This window comes from Schlesneria sphaerica, from assembly GCF_044336245.1.
Taxonomy (GTDB): Bacteria; Planctomycetota; Planctomycetia; order Planctomycetales; family Planctomycetaceae; genus Schlesneria; species Schlesneria sphaerica.
Window position 1 is genome coordinate 3279125 of the sequence record NZ_CP172346.1, and the last position, 17915, is coordinate 3297039.

The following is a 17915-nucleotide window of genomic DNA, read 5'->3' on the forward strand; positions in this document are numbered from 1 at the left end:
CACAGGGTCAGCGGACAGACGAACGCGAGTCGCTGACATTCACCAGACGAATCGCTGCATGGTTTCCTACCGTTACCGCTCGGCCGGAAGCAACCTGGCGATGACCGATTTGCAGCGACAACTCGGACGACGGCGATTTGTCGAAGGTCAGAATATCTCCGGGGCTCCACTGAAGAAGCTGTTCCAGCTTCACAACCTTCTCGCAGACAACTACGGAAACAGGCACGCTCAAGGCGTTGATCCGGTTTTGACCATTTGCAGGCGTGAGCGTGGACACGGCAATTCTCACCGAGGAAACGAAGCCGACGTGCACAGATGGGATCGCGCAAGGCGAACTGACAGGAGTCTGATCTGGCTCTTATCGGAACGGTACCGCTGGCAACTTCGAGCTAATTTCGAAAATCGCTCCGGCAGTTTTTGCCGGTGGTGCAAATCACATTGACCGAAATTGCCCATTCTTCTAGAACCCCGCTGCGATCACTCCAGGGAAGGACTTGGTCGGGCAGGGATCGGCGGTTTTTGCCAGCTTGCCGAGGTTGTCATTCCAGGTCAGTCCCCGCTTCCATTCAAGGATTCGTCACACCTGGAAGAAGGATTGTCCGGATGTCTGAAGCTACCCCCCGTCCCACTGACCCAGAACAGCAACCCCGGTGGTGGACAGAGCGGGAATTGCTTTTGATCCTGTTCCTCATTGGAATCACTTTCTGCGTAAGACTCGATGCGCTCCCCCTGTTTGGTGAAGAGCCCCGACGTGCGCAGATCGCTCGCGAAATGGTCGAGAGCGGTGACTGGCTGGTTCCCGGAACGCAACGAGTTTTTCTCCCCAGCCGGCCTCCCCTGCAAAACTGGCTGATTGCGTTTGTCGGTTTGATGACGGGAGCCTTCGATGTCTGGTCCGCGCGAATCCCCAGCGTCATCTCGGTCGCCCTGATCGCCGTCATGATGTATGGATATCTGCGCCAGTACATCGGCCGACTTGGCAGCCTGACAGGTGTGGCCTCGTTTCTGACAATGACGCTTGTCATGGAATTCGGTCGCTCGGCGGAAACCGAAGCGGTATTCAGCCTGTTCGTCGCGGCATCGATGCTGCTTTGGCATTGGGGCTGGATGAAGAAATGGCCTGAATGGCAACTCTGGTCGATCGGCTATTTTTTTACTGCGATGGGAATGCTGACCAAAGGACTGCAGGCCCCGCTTTACTTTGTTGGTGCCACCACGCTTTTCCTGCTGGCCACAAACAACTGGAGAAAGATTGTCACCTGGCCTCACATCCTTGGCATTTCGGTCTTCATCGTCACCGTAGGAGCGTGGCAGGGTCCATTCGCCTGGTATCGCGGGATCGAAGACAGTTGGAACATCTATTTCGGAGACGTCGCCGGTCGGTTCGTGGATCGTCACTGGGGTGTCTTTCTGGGCCACCTCGTCACATTTCCCGCTGAACTGCTGTTTGTGCGACTGATGCCCTGGTCGCTGCTGCTGCTGGCCTATGGCAGCCGTCGCGTTCGCCAGCTTTCGGGAGTACAGCGGGAAGGTGCGTTGTTTCTGGCCATCTGCATTGGCTTCTCATTCATCTCAGTCTGGCTGCCACCCGGCTCAAAAGTGCGCTACTACATGCCCCTGTTCCCCTGCTTCGCGGCCTTGATTGGAATCGCGGTCGATCGACTGGCAGCACTCCGTCCAACCCTTGATCCCGATAATGCCTGGACCAATTATGTCCAGTCGATGGTCTACCTGATGACGGGTTCCGCCGTTGTTGTCGTAGCGGTTTCCATGCTGTTTCCAGCCATGCGCATTGCCCTGTCGGTCGTCAACGCGTTGGGGTATGCGGCGGCGGCTCTCGCTCTGGCCTACATTGCCTGGTCGTCCCTCAAGGATCTGTCAGAGCGAGGAATGGGACGCGGCGTAATGAGCATCGCCACCTTTCTGGCCCTGGTTGAGGTCTGCCTGATTGTGACCGTGCAGGAGCGTCGTTGCGAAGATATTGCCGGCCAACTTGAACAGCTCAAGCAATCGCTTCCCGCCGATTCACAACTCGTCAGCCTGGGTCCCGTACACCACGCGTTCGCGTATTTTTACGAAGAGCCGATTCCCATCGTCACGATTCCGGAAGGAGACGGCGATGATGACTATGACTACTTCTGCCTGCACACCTGCGACAGCGACCCGCCGGAATTGCCATTCGAGTGGACGCAGATTGCCGTGATCTCGTGTGACCGACTGAAAGGTCGTGACACACCGAAGGACCGTGTCTTCGTGGGTCGACGAGTTTCCACAGACGAGCAACTGGGGCAGACACCGCACGAGCCTGCTCTCCCGCTCAATCTGTTCGAAAACCTGACGCGAGTCATCCACCAGAACTAAGTCGGCAAGTGCGGCCGAATCGGTCAGGGTCCTACGCCTCGGACAGATTTCTGAAACATCGCTGCATCAAGCGGCTTTGCGTTCTTCCCAGATCCCCGTGTGCCGGGCCTCGCGAATGACGGACCTGTACAGCGACTCGTACTGCTGAGTGATCTGTGACCAGTCAAATCGCTGCACCGTCTCGGGGACTTCCTGCCTGAGTCGGTCTCGCTCGATCGGGGATTCCATCAACCGCTGAAGCTCTGCCGCCAGAGCTTCGACATTTTCATTGGGGAACAGCGTTCCGTTCCGACCGGGAATGACCATCTCGGGGTTGCCATCGACTTCAGACGCGACCACCGGCAACCCTGCAGCGAGCCCTTCCAGAACCACGTTCGCGAATGGTTCACAACGAGAGGGGACCACCAGGAAGAGAGCACTTCTCAGCAGGTCAATCTTTTTCTGACCGCTGACATGACGCAGGAAATAAACCCGGTCAGAAACCTTTAATTCAGCCGCCAGCGCGGTGAGCGGTTCCCGTTCAGGCCCGTCACCGGCGATCAGCAGGTCAATCCCGGAACGACGAGTTCGGGCCAGGGCTTCCAGAAGTACGTCGAAACCCTTACGCCGAAAAAGATTGCCGAGTGCCAGAATATAGGGTCGAGGATGAGGAAACGGCTCTCCTTCCGCAAAGCGATCCAGATCGACCCCGTTATGGATGACATGAATCAGCCGGTCCGGTACGCCGATGTTCAGGAGCGCGGACCTGAGGAACTGGCCCTGAGCCACAATTGCATTCGCGCTGCACAAGGATTTCCTCACGCGCGCGGCCAGTTTGGGATGCCGGCAGATCCGCTGATTCGGAAGAATGTCGTCACCATGCGGGCGAACGACAACCGGCAGGTTGGTCCACGACTTCAGCGTCGTTCCAAGAAATGCAGATGGGTACGAACTATTACAATGCAGGACATCGAACTGGTGTCGCCAGTGGTGCCACGCCAGCGGAATCAGCAATTGCCGGACACCAAAGTGCTTGGATGACGGGCGACTGAAACGCTTCAGACAATAGGGAACGTTCAGACAGTTATTTCGGCCGCGGATGTACGGCGCCATAACCGTTACGTGATCACCTCTTTGGGTGAGACGTGTCGCAAGCCCATCCAGCATGGTCTCTGCTCCACCGACCGTGGGCAGGAATGAATCCGCCAGAAAGCCCACTCGCATTCGCGCACCTCTGTCTGCATTGAACCTGACAGTGTCGAACATAGTCCGTACGTTCCTGAATTCGCAGAACAAAGGGACGCCAACGTGTAAAAGAGCGAACCTGATCTTCCAGCTCACATACCGTGAGCCGCGGTGACTTGGCGACGAAAGCGCAGAGCGTGACAAACTTCGTTATTCGACGGCAGCAGTTGCAGGGCCCACAGAGACCACGGGCTGCAGCAATGTGTCTGGCAGTTCAAGGTCGCTGTGGAGACTACGTCTGTCAGCGACTCCTGCGACCTGCACATCAGGCTGCTTTTCGAGGGCGATAGAGCAAGGGATTATGCGTATCCAGTTTCCAGAGCCGGCTGCGAAGTTCAGCCCGGACGGGATTGGAAATCGCCCGCATCCCGCTGGCGGGAGTACTGGTCATTTCACCGAAGTAAATTGCCCCGTTCAGGTTGTAGAGGTCTACTCGCATAAAATCGAAACCCCGCGACAACGCCTGAGCAATCGAGACCATGCGATCAAAGTTTTTCGGGTTCCGCAACCGACCCACTTCCTCAGCCGAACAAGTCCCCTCGTATCCATCCCCGTGCGGTTCAAAATGGACGTGACGTTCCAAACGAGGGGTGGACACAGACAGACAGTACTCAAAGCCTTCGGAACTGTTATAGCAGAAGAAGTTGTAATCGACGGGCGAGTCACCCGCATCATCCAGCAGCTGTTCTATGATGATGCGAGGTTTGATAAACGTATAGTGATACTCACCCGAGGCTTTGGCATAGTTCTGGCCAAGAAACTGATTAAAGCGGCGGCAGGTGGCCTTCACATCCAGCGTTGATTTATCGCGGACAATCTGATGCCACTTGCATCCATGATTGGCTTTAATAATAAAGCTGTCCGGCAAATGATCAAACGCATCCTGTGTGAGACGATCGTGGACACCCAACAAGGGAATCAGGATGCCCCCGCCAACCCGCTCTTCGACGAACTGTCGGACGAGGTACTTATCGGCGAGAAGAGCATAAAGCTGCTGATTACCAAACAGCTTGCGATACTGCACTTTCTCGTTGACCGTCTGCGGATTGTTGAAGTTTACGTAGGTTCCGAACCTTCGATAGAACCGATTCTGAATCTGCCACCGTCGGAATGCGAGTGAAAGCACGCCTTCGCGATGACTGGGCAAACTATCCAGGATGGACGCCATCGGCAACTCCCTTATATGGCAGACCGCCTTCCTAACCCATAAAGTAAATCGGGTGAAGCTCTCAACTCGCTTCAACTAAAACGAAATTTCCGAAAGGAGTGGATTTAGGGTACGCCCCACAGCGATTTACGGAACTCGGAAACGGGATCACGCAGGCACACCTCAATCGACTGGCCCTGAAACACGAAAGGACGGCTTTCGCCCAGCCCGTTTCACCTCAGTTCCCAGATCCATTCCTGAGCGGCGGAAGCGATTGACTCGCCCCCCCGCTCATGGAATTCCATAAACATCAGATCATTCAGACATCGAGCCTGGCATCCAGGGTGATGTCTGCTTTCATCAGCTTGGAAACCGGGCAGCCCGCTTTCGCTTTCGCCGCAAGTGCCTGAAATGTGGCGTTGTCGGCACCGGGAATCTTCGCATTGAGCGTCAGGTGGATCGACGTAATCGCAAATCCGTCAGAGACCTGCTCAAGCGTGACATCCGCTTTCGTCTCCATTTTCTCAGCCGTCAGATTGGCCTCGCCCAGGATCAGCGACAATGCCATCGTGAAACAACTCGCATGAGCCGCAGCAATCAGCTCTTCAGGATTACTTCCCCGGATCCCTTCGAACCGACTCTTGAATCCGTAGGGATAAGCGCTCAATGCGCCGCTCTCGGTTGAGATCGCCCCTCGGCCATCCTTGAGTCCTCCCTCCCAGACGGCTGAACCAAACTTCGTAATCTTCATGGAATCAGGCTCCTGTGACTTCAGTGAACGGCCCGCACGTGGTGGATTGTCGATCAGACAGTTCCAGCCTACCGCGTTCACGATCACGTCGGCAACGCTCGACCACCTTCACTTCGGTGACGCGAAGACCAGCCTGGAGGGCAGAACGCCCTTCGATTCAGTCCAGTTCAGGAAACCCCTGCGGAGAGTCCGCACCGGGCAACGCATCCCGGAACGTCATCCGCTCGCGCAGGCACCCGTTGACGGCAGCCGAGTGGGTCATGGAGACCAGATGCCCGGCCCCCGCGATCACTCGATCGGCCCTGGTCAATTGGGGCGGGAAGATCAGATCCTGGTCACCGTGAATCTGAAACACACGCAGGTTCTCGACTCCCTTCGAAGGCTTCCAGCGGAGGATGGCTTGAGCGGCCCAGCGAAGAAAACGTCCTTCGGCGTCATTCAATTGGTGAAGCACACCCCGTCGGAGCGGTGGCAAATAGCGGCCAAAGCATCCCAATACGAAGGGGGAAAGCCACTTGGGAACCATGACCAGACTCGAGACCGGACGAAACATCGCCAACCGTCGCGGCAATTCCTGATGTGACCGGATACTCCCGATCAGGAAGCACTCCCGCGCGTTTAAGTGCGTCGCTAACTCCAGTGCCACGACTCCCCCGAACGAGACCCCGCCGATGTAGCAGGGTTTTCCGGGATCGATCTCTTTCGCCAGTCGGGCTGCGTACTCGACCAGAGGTTCCCGGGGAAGCGGCTCGATCCACTCCGGAACGATCAAGTCGGGAAAAGCGACGCGCTGAGGGCGGAACATACGGCTGTCACCCCCCAGACCTGGCAACAGGATGAGAGGTGCCTGTGTGTCGCGTGAACCAGGAGCCGATTCAGAATTCACGGTCGTTCTTTTGCAGGTAACAAGATTCGCCCCGTCGTATGCCTATCTTCCTGCGGCACGTGGCGGTGGGGCAGGGCCGAACTTCAGAGAATCCACCAGTTCACGATCGTGTTTCCCCATTGTGGGGACCAGCGAAGTATCGACAGAGAACATCAGTGATGCCTGCCGCCCCGACGGATCCGCGACAAGGTAGAAGACCCAGGTCATGGCGCGCTCGCCAACCAGTCCCTCTGCCATCACCTTAAACACAAACTTGCGATCTGAGGAAGGAACGACATCACCCTTACTCATCGAACGAACGCGATCCCCCAGGGAACGTCGGATATCACTGAGAAATGTCTGTTCTGGCAGGTGCTCACCCGGTTTGGCGGCAGCAATCGAAGCCATGTCACATTGGGCGACGAAATTCCCCTGGTCCAGCAGTCGAAAGACGGCAACATTCTCATCAACCTTGAACAGGTGCCAGTGCCGCCCGTGTTGAAGTCCGATATTCCAGGGGGATTCAAATCGAATGTACTTGGCGGATTCGTCCGGTTCTTCGCTAGACTGATCAATAATCTTCCGATCGCCCAGTCGCCCGGGAACTTTCGCAGGCTGACGGAGCAACCGAATGTGGGCCTTGATCTCCAGGCCGGGACTGACCGGCCCGACAGCGCGCGTTTCGAGCTGCACGAAGTCGGTATCCGAAATGTACTTCCCTTCGAGATGGTAGGAATAGAAGCCTGAGACGGTCACTTCCGTCGTGGAACCGACGGCCGCCCCCTCCAGCTTTCCGTTCATTCGAATCCGCGCAACGCCTTTCTCAATCGACTCCAGCTTGCACTTGAGTTCTCCCTTGATCACCGCATCGAGGGCGGTCAGCATCTGAAATGCCCACCCGGGAACGGTCCACTCATCACCGACCTCGACTTCTTTATTCGGAAGGAGCGCGATGAGTGCCAGGCTATCCGCTGGCGAGCGGATCAAATCGAGTTCGTTAGCGGTCAACAGACCTGCCAGGCCATACAGTTCGACACCATCTGGACGCCCCTGAGCCACGATCAGCTTCAGCGGATCAGGCAACTTGATCGCCGTCTTGTTGCTGTCGACATTGATCTCGGCCTGCGCCGTTTCGTATTCCCGGACCGACCGAAATGACTCTGCTTCGGCTCCCGGCCCCAGCAGTCTTCGCTCACGATAAGACAAAGCGGCCGAAACGCTTTGAGAAAGGGGTTCGGCCTTCGGCGCGACCAGCAGTTTGCCCGACACATCAACGCGAGTCCCCACGCCGAAGACGCGTACGTCATCGACAGGTTCTTCCAACTTATACTTGTCGGCCGACCTGGCGATCGACGGTCCCATCAACAGGAGTCCGCTCAGGGCGAGGCAGACGAAGCGGGCTGTTTGGCGCATAGACAACATCCTTGTCTTGATGGTGAGGCGATTCCTGCCAGCTATTCGACGAGTGTCCCTCGATCGGCCAGGGCGAGAGCAGTGGCAACAAGTCCATCCACATCCAGCCCGATGTCGGCCAGTAATTCTTCCCGTTCACCATGCTCGATGAACCGGTCGGGGATGCCGAGGCACTTGAGATTGTTCGTGGAGACTCCCGCAGCGTTCGCAGCTTCGAGCACAGCCGCTCCGAAACCTCCGCAGAGGGAGTTTTCCTCCACGGTGACGACGAATCCGGTCTCTTCAAGTGCACGGAAGATCGTCGCCTGATCGATGGGCTTGGCGAAACGAGCGTTGATCACCCCCACGTCCAGCCCCTCTTCCTTGAGACGGTCTGAGGCGGCCACGCAGGCGGTAAACAGCGACCCGAAGGCGACGAACATGCCGTCCTCGCCCCAGCGAAGGACTTCTGCCTTGCCATACTCGATGGGACATTCAGCACGTGCCACGTGTTCAACGTTGGCTTTCGGATAGCGGATCGAAGTCGGTCCGCTATGAGCCAGCGCAAAGTCCAGCATCGGTGCGACGTCCAGTTCGTCCCCCGGCGCCATCACAGTCATATTCGGGAACACACGCATGTAGGTATTGTCAAAGACACCGTGGTGCGTCGGTCCATCAGGACCGGCGAATCCACCGCGATCCAGACAGAACGTGACTGGCAGATTCTGAAGCGCAACTTCCTGGAAGATATGATCAAAGCTTCTCTGCAGGAACGTGCTGTAGATATTCACGATCGGCCGCATCCCGCTCTTGGCCATCCCCCCCGCGAAGGCAACGGTGTGTGCCTCGCAAATTCCGGTATCGAAGAACCGATCCGGGAAATCCATGCGAACCCGGCCCAGCTTGTTCCCTTCGCACATGGCTGCAGTGAGGACGCAGACTTTGGGATCACTCTGCATGGCATCGTAAATCGCATCGCTCATCGAATTGGTATAGGCACGAGCCGTCGACTTCTTGATCGAGACGACTTCGTTCTTCGTGTTCCGTGCGAACGGGGCGGGGGCGTGGTAAGTAACCGGGTCTTCACATGCCGGCTCAAACCCATGTCCCTTCTGGGTGAAGACGTGCAGCAGGACAGGCCCGGTGACTTCCTTCACCATCTCGAGCGCATTGCGCAAGGCGAACAGGTCGTGGCCATCAACGGGACCGATATACCGGAAGCCCATCTCTTCGAACAGCATTCCCCCATGCAGGAACGCCTTCAGCGCGTCCTTGAACTGACCGATCGCATCGCGTGACGTTTTTCCGACCATCGGCAGCTTGTTCAGCAGCCAGTTCACGTCCCGTTTGAGTCCATTATAGAACGGAGCGGTCCGGGCCTTGTCGAGATAGGTCGCCAAGCCACCGACACGCGGGCAGATCCCCATCTCGTTATCGTTGAGGATGACCAGCAGGTCTTTGTTGAGTTCGGCCGCGTTGTTCATCGCTTCGAAGACCACGCCCGATGGCAGTGCACCGTCACCAATGACAGCGACCGACTTGCGGGACGAATCGCCCAGCAGATCATCTGCCGCTTTCATCCCCAGGACGGTCGAAACACTCGCCCCGGCGTGGCCCGTCATGAACAGGTCGTAGGGGCTTTCATTCGGATTGGGAAAGCCCATCAGCCCCCCCTTGGTCCGAATCGTGGAAAACTGTTCGAAACGACCGGTGATCAGTTTGTGCGGATAGATCTGGTGACCGGTATCCCAGATCAGGCGATCCTTGGAGAAGTCGTAGACCAGATGAAGCGCGAGGCACAGCTCGACAACACCCAGGTTGCTGGCAAAGTGAGCCGACCGTTCCTGCACCAGGTTACACAACGCCTCACGAATCTCGTCAGCCAGTTGAACCAGCTGCTGGTCCGTCAGACCTTTGAGATCCCGGGGCGAGTGAATTCGTGGCAGCAGTTCAAACTTCATTATCGACTCCAGTGAATTAATTCCCGAAACGAAATGGGAATCATATCTTATACGCTACCGACGCTCTGCGTTCGGTCTTAGTGATCTCGTCTCGCGACAAACTTGGCCAGTTCCCCTAGCGGGTGAGCTCCAGCCCCCAACGGCTCGATCAGTCGACATGCCTCAGTAATCAGGTCATCTGCTTTTTTGCGGCTGGCATCGATCCCCAGCAAGGCAGGATACGTCATTTTCCCCAGTGTCGCGTCTTTTCCCACCTTTTTGCCAAGCTTTGCGGCATCTCCTGTCACATCCAACAAGTCATCCGCAATCTGAAAGGCCAAACCAACACGTTTTCCGAATTCCTGCAGCCGGTGAATCGAATCAACACTCGCCTGCGCAACGCGTGCCCCCATGGTGACGGCCGACGTCAACAATCGCCCGGTCTTACGCTGGTGAATCGCTTCAAGCTGGGCAAGATGGACACGATTCTGCTCGGGATCGGAACCAGAGCCGTGTGCATCGGTCGAATTCTGGTTCTGCTTTTCCAGTTGCTGTTCGGCTTCCAGATCAGCGACCTGCCCCCCCACCATCCCACAACAACCGGCGGCTGAAGCCAGATCGGCACAGCAGGCCGCAGCGACCGCTGCTGGCTGAATATCGCGGGCGAGAACTTCAAAGGCGAGCGTCAGCAGCGCATCCCCTGCCAGAATCGCCATCCCTTCGCCGAACACCTTGTGGTTGGTCAATCGTCCGCGGCGATAATCATCGTCGTCCATCGCCGGCAAATCGTCATGGATCAACGAATAAGTGTGTATCATTTCGACAGCGCAAGCGGCGGGCAGTGCCTCTTCCAGCTTGCCTCCACACGCTTCGCAAGCGAGTAGCACCAGCACGGGGCGAAGGCGTTTGCCCCCGGCGAGAAGGCTGTAAGACATTGCCTCACGCAATTTCTCGGGACAGTCAGTCGACGTAGTCATGTAGTCGGCCAACCGCGCGTTAACGCGGTTACGCAACTCTACCAGATCGGTTTCAAACTGTTGGCCAGCCACTGACATTGAGTCCACCCGCATCCATGCGACTACTTCAAGAGATCGCTCAGGTCACCCTTCGTCCAAACCCAAGCCGCGGTCCATCAACGCAGTATGCTAATCAACAGACTGACTTAGATCAAAGTCGCACCGAACAAAATCAGCAAAAAGATCCATGCCCGCGGTTAATCCCCGACAACACATGCCTTTATTGGTGATGAGAGAAACGCAGGCATAAGTGCCACGAATTTCACGACTTGCTGCCATCAGGTCTCGCCAGCAGTTCCTCGCACCACCTCATTCAAAGCCGGTTCGCAGGACAGGACGGGACGACAGGCCCACTGAAGAATCGCACAGCCTGGGGGGCAGACATTCCCCGCCCGTCGGCGCAGGAAAGTTCATCTTGACCGTCTTGCCATCTGAACATAACTTCCGCGCCATTCCCGAAGCACAATCTGAATTCGAGTCAGGAACGGTCCTTCATCAGACACGTTCGCCAGCATCACTTCAAAGCTGATCACATCCCGATCTTCGCCATTGATTCTCACAGTTCAGGCTAGTGCATACGAGCTGGCGATCCCAGCTTACAGGTCCACGATCGTCGAAGCTCGAGCGGCATCGATTCACTGTGAAAGGAATCACAATCCATGAACGAGTTCAATTCAACAGGCTTCAGCCGACGCCATTGGCTCCATTCGGCTGCAATCGCTGCCGCCACTCCCGCATTGCTATGGGCCCGCCCGGCTGCTCCGATCGAGATCAATGACGAAGACGAAGAGGATGACCAGAAATATCAGACCAAGGTCAATACACCTCTCATCGGCGACCATACGACCTTCGCGGGCCTGGATCCGATTGTTCTTCACGGCGTCGGTCTGGTCCGCGGACTTTCGGGAACCGGTGGTGACCCGGCTCCTTCCCAATTCCGTTCCCTGCTGATGGAAGACCTGAAGCAGCAGGGATATCGGGTGCCCAATGCGATCCTCGAGTCACCGACCACCGCACTCGTGACCGTGCGAGCCTACCTGTCGCCGACCGCCAAAAAAGGGGATCGTCTGGATGTCGAAGTCCAGATCCCGGAAAGCGCCAATGCCACCAGCCTGGTGGGGGGTGAACTGCTGGATGTCCGCCTGTCAGACAAAGCCATGGTCGGCGGCGAGCTCAAGAGCGGTTGGGATTACGCCATCGCCCGTGGCCCCGTTCTGACTGCCGGACTGGCCGCTCACACCACCACGGAACCTGCTTTGCTGCGTCGGGGCCGCGTTCTCAGTGGAGCGGTCGTCAAGAAGGAACGCGAGCTCTCGATGTTCCTGAAAAACGACTTCCGCAGCGTTCGAAATGCACAACGCATCGCCGACGCCATCGGACGTCGCTTCCACCACTTCGATGAACATGGCATCAAGAAACCACTTGCGACCGCCAAGACTGATCAACGGCTGGTTCTTTCGGTCCACCCCCGTTATCGCGATAACTTTCCCCGCTATCTGCAGGTCATCCGGCACATGGCGTTTCGCGAAGAGCCGATTCAGCTGCGCGTCCGTATGACCCGTCTGGCCCACGATCTGCAAGTTCCCGAAACGGCTCACTCCAGTGCCCTGCAACTCGAAGCCATCGGCAACGATTCGATCCCGATTCTGAAAAAAGGGATTGTCGCCCCAACACTGGAGTCCCGATTTCACTCTGCCGTGGCGCTGGCCTACCTGGGTGACTCATCCGGTTTACCTGCCCTCATCGAAGCGGCCCGAAAGGAACGTGCCTTCCGCGTCTTTGCCTTGTCCGCCATCTCAACTCTGGAAGACGCAGAAGCTCATCTGGCTCTACGGGAATTGATGAACGAGGCCAATGACGAGACCCGCTACGGTGCTTTCCGCGCGCTCTGGACGCTCGATCGAAACGACCCCTTCATTCGGGGCGAACGACTCGGGATTCGCGAGGGGGACGAGAACCTCGACAATGAGTACAAGCTGCATGTCGTTCACACGACCGGCCCCGATCTCGTCCACGTCACTCTGAGAACCCGACCTGAGATTGTCGTCTTCGGAGCTCATCAGGAATTTCGCCCCCCCATGTACGCATCGGCGGGGAAGAAGATCATCGTGACTGCTCAACCCGGAGCCACAACGGTCTCGCTGGCACGATTTGAAGTGGGTAAACCGGATGAGCGTAAAGAAGTTTCACTGAAGGTCGCGGACGTGATCCGGGCGGCAAACGAACTGGGTGCGACGTACCCGGATGTTCTGCAACTTCTGGCCGACACCTCCAAGCAGAAGAACCTGGCCGTCCCACTCGCCGCAGACAAACTGCCGGCAGCCGGCCGTGTCTACCATCGTCCCTCGGCCGATGCGATCACCGGGGGTAAACGGGCAGTCAAGATTGGACGCGACCAGTCCGCTCCCGGCAGCTTTCCCGCCATCCATGATCCTGACGAAGCCGCTCGCCGGAAAGAAGACTCGGCTCGCGAAGAGCGGGGCGATGACGAAGAAAGAAGCGGAACCATGGCCAACATTCCCGTCGAGCCGATCAACAGTGAACCGGCAGAAATGGAATCCAGCAGTTCCAGGTCATCCAGAAAGAAAGGTGACAAATCCAAGGGAAGCTGGTCCTGGTTCAATAAAAAATAGCACGTCCCCATTTCCATCCTGTTCCCGCCGAAAGCCGAGGCCCATCCCGACATACTGAATCCACTTCACTCAGGGACGCTCACACTCCCCGGACCGATGAAGATCCGAAGAGCAGAGCGCTCCCCTCTGCGAGTCCCGTCAACGACACGAAGGCCGCACAAGCGACCGACCGGGAATGAGTCATTCCCTTACGCGATACCCCAAAATGCTCAAGTCACTCGAACTGTTCGGCTTCAAAAGTTTCGCCGACCGAACTCGATTCGATTTTTCGACAGGTATTAACTGCGTTGTCGGACCGAATGGGAGCGGGAAGAGCAACGTCGTCGACGCAATGAAGTGGATTCTGGGGGACCAGTCCGCCAAAAGTCTCCGTGGCAAAGAGATGACGGACGTCATCTTCAACGGTTCGTCCAGTCGTAAAGCCAGTGCCTTTGCCGAGGCGACATTAACCTTTGATAACTCCCAGGGTCAGCTTCCGCTCGACATGCAGGAAGTTCAGATCGGTCGGAGGATCTGGAGAAACGGGGATGCCGAGTACCTTCTCAATCGGGCTCCCGCGCGACTGAAGGATATCAAGGACCTGTTTCTGGGAACGGGAGCGGGGACAGCCGCCTACAGCATCATCGAACAGGGACGTGTCGATCAGATTCTGCAGGGAAATTCGGCCAGCCGACGTGCCGTCTTCGAAGAAGCAGCGGGAATCAGCCGTTTTAAGGCCCGTAAGGTTGAGGCGCAGAAAAAACTCGAACGCGTGGGGCAGAATCTCGAACGGCTGACCGACATCGTCGACGAAGTCGAAGCGCAACTGAACTCCACTCGCAGCCAGGCGGCCAAGGCGGCCAAATACCATGACATCTCGACCGCGCTCAAGCAGTGGTGGCTGGGTCTGGCGGCAGATGATTTCCGACACCTCACCGCCGAACGAAAAATCCTGGAGGATCAACTTGTCGTCTCCAGCGGGCGACTTGCCGTCTTGAACGAGCGACAGGCTGTCATCGAACAACGTGAGGCAGCCTTCGACGCGGAACTCGCCACGCTTGATGATCAACTTCGCGACGTCGAGCGCCAGAACTCCATCGGACGCGAAGCGATCGCCGGTCACGAAGCGACGATTCAGTTCCAGAGTGCTCGTCTTCAGGAACTGGAGTCGGAGCTTGCCCGTCTCCGCAAGCAGAAGCTGACCCTGGCCCGCCGGGCACAAGCGACAACGCTGGAGATCGAGCTCGAGCAGCAGCGGCTGGAACAAGTCGAAGCCGACTACGCGACGAATCAGCAACGCGTTGCGGACGAGGAAGAACGCCTGCAGGTGGCGGCACGCGAGCTTGCAGAACGACGCGAAGAAGTGGAACGTGACCGCACCCAGCGTCTGGAACTGACCCGAACCGTCTCGGCCTCCACCAACTCCGTCGCCTCGCTACGGGCTCATATTGCGGGACAGCAGACCGATCGACAAAGAATCCTGTCTCTGCGAGACGCTCTCGAAGGGACTCTTGCCGAACGGGAAATCGAGCGGGGACGCTGCCTCGAGCGCGCCAACGTCGCTGCCCAGATCCAGACCGCCGCTTTGCAAAGCCTGCGGAACACTCAGGCTCACCGCAGCCACTTGATGGGCGTTCAAGAGAATGCCAAACAATCGCTCGCGGAACTGAGAGAACGCCGCAGTGCAGCGCAGGCGCGCAAGAGCCTGCTGGAAGACCTCGAACTGCGTCAGGAAGGGGTGGGGATCGGGGTGAAAGATATCCTCACCCGAGCCCGCACATCGCGAGAAGCGCCGTGGAATTCCATCCAGGGCTGCGTTGCTGACCTGCTGGATGTCGATCTCGAACGGGCCGCACTACTCGAAGTGGCACTCGGCTCGCGGGCTCAGCTCATCATTCTCAAAGAGTATCAGGCACTGCTCGATTACCTGAACCAGGGGACCGTTCAGCTTTCGGGTCGCGTCGGCTTTCTGGCGATTCCCGACCGCACCAGCCGCGCTGCCGTCCCCCCCGTCACTCGAAATCACCGCTTCATCCATCTGCAGCTCAATCCTGCGGCCCTTCCTGATCTCTCTCAGGAACCCGGGGTCGTCATGCGAGCGGATTTGCTGGTCGCTTCCACCAAGGGAATCGAGGGACTTGCCGCGGCGGTCCTGGCGGACACCTGGATCGTCCAATCCATGGACGTGGCCGTGCGCCTTGCAACGGGTCCCGGTGCGAACTTGCGATTCGTGACGCTGCAAGGGGAATTGCTCGAAGCGAATGGAACCCTGATCGTCGGCCCGATCCGTAGCGAAACGTCACTGCTGTCTCGCAAGAGCGAACTGCGGCGACTGAAAAACGACCTGTCCCTGCTGGATCGCGATATCACCGCCGCAGAAAGCTCGCTTCAGGCGATGTATCAGTCACTCACCGGCGCCGACACAGAACTGGAGGCCGCTGCGGCGGAACTCGACTACGCGAATCAGCGACTGGCTGATCTCAAGGCGGAACTTTCTGCCGTTGATCAAACCCTCGATCGCCTGAAACAGGAACGGCAGACCCTCACCGAACAACTTGCCAGCAGCGATGAGATCCTGCGAAACCAGCAACAGGAACTCGCACTGGTGGAAGAACAGGCTCTCGCAACCGAGCAACAGCTCCAGCAACTTGCGGCAAAACTCGATGTCGCCGGAGAGGAACTGCAGACGCTGGAAAAAGCTTGTCGAGAGATTGAGCACCGACGGAGTGAAGGGCAGCTCGACCTCGTAAAACAGCGAGAACGTCTCGACGGACTTCAGGCCCACGTGCTGCGGCTGAAAGTCGAGCACCAATCCCGTTCTGCACAGGATGAAGAAGCAGAACGCCGATTCGTGATGTCGACGAGTAAACGATCGCAGATCCTGCTTCAGATCCTGAATACCCGTGCCATGCGTGACGAATTACTGCTCACGGCCGAACAGATCCAGACGGCGGCACGAGGACTCGACCGACAGAAAATGGGCCTTCGCGTGGAGCGAAGTCAGATCGTCGAGCAGGAACTGGTCATCCGCAAGGAACGCCGTGAACTGGCCGATCGCCATCATACGGACGAGATCCGCGTCCGTGACATGAATAACTCACTCGCCAAACTGGCCGAGCAACTCGAAGAAGACTACCAGTTGCAACTGTCTGAGGTAGTCCAGTCAGGTGTTTCCGCATTCAAACTCTTCCTCGACGAACGGGGCGGTCTCGGAAAGAATGGGCTGAACGCCGGCCGAAAGTCCGCAGCGGCCAAGGCTGCTGCACCAGGTGACGGGTCCCACACGACGGCCAGCGATCCGGCAGAGGGTGAATTCGAATCCCGGATAACCCGCGAAGTCCATTCCGGGCACGCAACCGACCCGGATGCTGGTGAAATGGCATCGACCGGCAGCGACCATCAGGATAAGGACGCTACGGACACCGACGAAGATTCGCCATTTGGCGGATTGCGATTCGAAGACGTCCGGCCGGAAATTGAATCCCGTGTGAACCGGTTGCGAAAACAACTGAAACTGATGGGGGCCGTCAACACGGACAGCCTCCGCGATCTGGACATGCTGGAAAGCCGCTATTCGCAGCTTTCATCCCAATTGCAGGACCTGGTCGAAGCCAAACAGACACTGGAAGACATCATCCGGAAGATCAATTCCGAAAGTCGGCGCCTGTTCTCCGAGACGTTCGAGACAATTCGAAAGAATTTTCAGGAACTGTTCCGTCAGGTGTTCGGTGGAGGTGAAGGGGACATTGTCCTCGAAGACCCCGACGACGTGCTCGACTGCGGCATCGACATCGCAGCCCGTCCCCCCGGGAAAGAACTTCGCAGCATTTCCTTGCTGAGCGGGGGTGAAAAAACCATGACGGCCATCGCCTTGATCATGGCGATCTTCAAGAGCAAGCCCAGCCCGTTCTGTATCCTTGACGAAGTCGATGCAGCACTGGACGAAGCCAACGTCGAACGGTTCACTGCGGTGGTGAAGGCATTCCAGCAATCCACCCAGTTCATCATGATCACGCACCATAAGCGATCAATGACGGTCGCCGACGTCCTCTACGGAGTGACGATGGAAGAGTCGGGGATCTCAAAACGAATGAGCGTCCGATTCGAAGACGTCAGCGACGACGGCAACTTTAAGACATCGCCTCAACAATCGTCCGCTGCGTAGCACTGCGATCCCCACACCGTTTGGCGATCAGTCAATACGGGACGATCCGCCCAGGAACAGGCGTGGATCACGCCCTGAAAGGGACTCAGCCCCGATCAGGCGGCTTTGCGATGGCACTGCCGCCCACACCCTCGGCACCCGGCAGCACCCCTCGCGTTCCCGGTGGATCAGCCGGTCATCATTGAGTCTGAGACGCCCGTTCCGTTCGACCGCCGCTTGTACGGGAAACAAAAACGAACCGGACCGACCGCGCATCCAAAAGGGCTTCTGATGAGGGCGAGTCCTGTGACGAGCGTTTCCTCTTGCGGATACGTTGCGGCTGATGTGCGGGGAACGAGGTTCCGTACCCAGGCCGGCTGCGAGGGTCGATCGCCTCTGTTACAGCGAAGGCCGTGAAAGAAAAACGGGCTGTGGTGAAACCACAGCCCGCTTTTCTCAACTT

Annotated in this window: 11 protein-coding genes; 3 read left to right on the forward strand and 8 right to left on the reverse strand. The window is 57.5% G+C overall.

Features of this window, described 5'->3' with window-relative positions:
- Positions 1 to 7: 7 nt before the first annotated feature.
- Entirely contained in the window at positions 8 to 277 is a 270-nt protein-coding gene (locus tag ACGY09_RS11990; protein ID WP_373650015.1) for a FliM/FliN family flagellar motor C-terminal domain-containing protein, read from the reverse strand.
- A 326-nt stretch (positions 278 to 603) separates the two neighbouring features.
- Between ACGY09_RS11990 and ACGY09_RS11995 the strand changes: the two genes are divergently transcribed.
- On the forward strand, positions 604 to 2361 hold the full coding sequence (locus ACGY09_RS11995; protein WP_397571691.1) for an ArnT family glycosyltransferase: 1758 nt from the start codon (positions 604 to 606) through the stop codon (positions 2359 to 2361).
- Between the two features lie 66 nt (positions 2362 to 2427).
- On the opposite strand, the gene ACGY09_RS12000 is transcribed toward ACGY09_RS11995, so the two are convergent.
- From ACGY09_RS12000 to ACGY09_RS12030, 7 genes are all read right to left on the reverse strand, one after another.
- Positions 2428 to 3564: a glycosyltransferase family 4 protein gene (locus ACGY09_RS12000; RefSeq protein ID WP_397571692.1), complete on the reverse strand. Its 1137-nt coding sequence runs from the start codon at positions 3562 to 3564 to the stop codon at positions 2428 to 2430.
- A 286-nt stretch (positions 3565 to 3850) separates the two neighbouring features.
- A complete protein-coding gene (locus ACGY09_RS12005) occupies positions 3851 to 4753 on the reverse strand; it encodes an ATP-grasp fold amidoligase family protein (protein ID WP_397571693.1) in 903 nt (300 codons plus the stop codon).
- 298 nt (positions 4754 to 5051) lie between these two features.
- On the reverse strand, positions 5052 to 5483 hold the full coding sequence (locus ACGY09_RS12010; protein ID WP_397571694.1) for an OsmC family protein: 432 nt from the start codon (positions 5481 to 5483) through the stop codon (positions 5052 to 5054).
- Between the two features lie 157 nt (positions 5484 to 5640).
- Positions 5641 to 6369 (reverse strand): alpha/beta fold hydrolase, encoded by a 729-nt coding sequence (locus tag ACGY09_RS12015; protein WP_397571695.1) that lies wholly within the window; start codon positions 6367 to 6369, stop codon positions 5641 to 5643.
- Between the two features lie 42 nt (positions 6370 to 6411).
- Entirely contained in the window at positions 6412 to 7761 is a 1350-nt protein-coding gene (locus tag ACGY09_RS12020; protein WP_397571696.1) for a hypothetical protein, read from the reverse strand.
- Between the two features lie 41 nt (positions 7762 to 7802).
- Entirely contained in the window at positions 7803 to 9701 is a 1899-nt protein-coding gene (gene dxs / locus ACGY09_RS12025) for a 1-deoxy-D-xylulose-5-phosphate synthase (protein WP_397571697.1), read from the reverse strand.
- Between the two features lie 77 nt (positions 9702 to 9778).
- Complete coding sequence (locus ACGY09_RS12030) at positions 9779 to 10735, reverse strand: polyprenyl synthetase family protein (RefSeq protein ID WP_397571698.1); 957 nt, start codon at positions 10733 to 10735, stop codon at positions 9779 to 9781.
- Positions 10736 to 11355: 620 nt separating this feature from the next.
- On the opposite strand from ACGY09_RS12030, the gene ACGY09_RS12035 reads away from it, so the two are divergent.
- Together ACGY09_RS12035 and ACGY09_RS12040 are read left to right on the forward strand one after the other, a co-directional pair.
- The gene (locus ACGY09_RS12035) at positions 11356 to 13329 is read left to right on the forward strand and encodes a flagellar basal body P-ring protein FlgI (RefSeq protein ID WP_397571699.1); all 1974 of its coding nucleotides are present in this window, start codon (positions 11356 to 11358) and stop codon (positions 13327 to 13329) included.
- Between the two features lie 175 nt (positions 13330 to 13504).
- On the forward strand, positions 13505 to 17473 hold the full coding sequence (locus tag ACGY09_RS12040; RefSeq protein ID WP_397571700.1) for an AAA family ATPase: 3969 nt from the start codon (positions 13505 to 13507) through the stop codon (positions 17471 to 17473).
- Positions 17474 to 17915 lie beyond the last annotated feature (442 nt).

Bases quoted from the DNA above. Each gene is read 5' to 3' on its own strand.
- ACGY09_RS12005 (WP_397571693.1), bottom strand. From the start codon at position 4,753: ATGGCGTCCATCCTGGATAGTTTGCCCAGTCATCGCGAAGGCGTGCTT.
- ACGY09_RS12020 (WP_397571696.1), bottom strand. From the start codon at position 7,761: ATGCGCCAAACAGCCCGCTTCGTCTGCCTCGCCCTGAGCGGACTCCTG.
- ACGY09_RS12030 (WP_397571698.1), bottom strand. From the start codon at position 10,735: ATGTCAGTGGCTGGCCAACAGTTTGAAACCGATCTGGTAGAGTTGCGT.
- ACGY09_RS12010 (WP_397571694.1), bottom strand. From the start codon at position 5,483: ATGAAGATTACGAAGTTTGGTTCAGCCGTCTGGGAGGGAGGACTCAAG.
- dxs (WP_397571697.1), bottom strand. From the start codon at position 9,701: ATGAAGTTTGAACTGCTGCCACGAATTCACTCGCCCCGGGATCTCAAA.
- ACGY09_RS12000 (WP_397571692.1), bottom strand. From the start codon at position 3,564: ATGCGAGTGGGCTTTCTGGCGGATTCATTCCTGCCCACGGTCGGTGGA.
- ACGY09_RS11995 (WP_397571691.1), top strand. From the start codon at position 604: ATGTCTGAAGCTACCCCCCGTCCCACTGACCCAGAACAGCAACCCCGG.
- ACGY09_RS12040 (WP_397571700.1), top strand. From the start codon at position 13,505: ATGAGTCATTCCCTTACGCGATACCCCAAAATGCTCAAGTCACTCGAA.
- ACGY09_RS12035 (WP_397571699.1), top strand. From the start codon at position 11,356: ATGAACGAGTTCAATTCAACAGGCTTCAGCCGACGCCATTGGCTCCAT.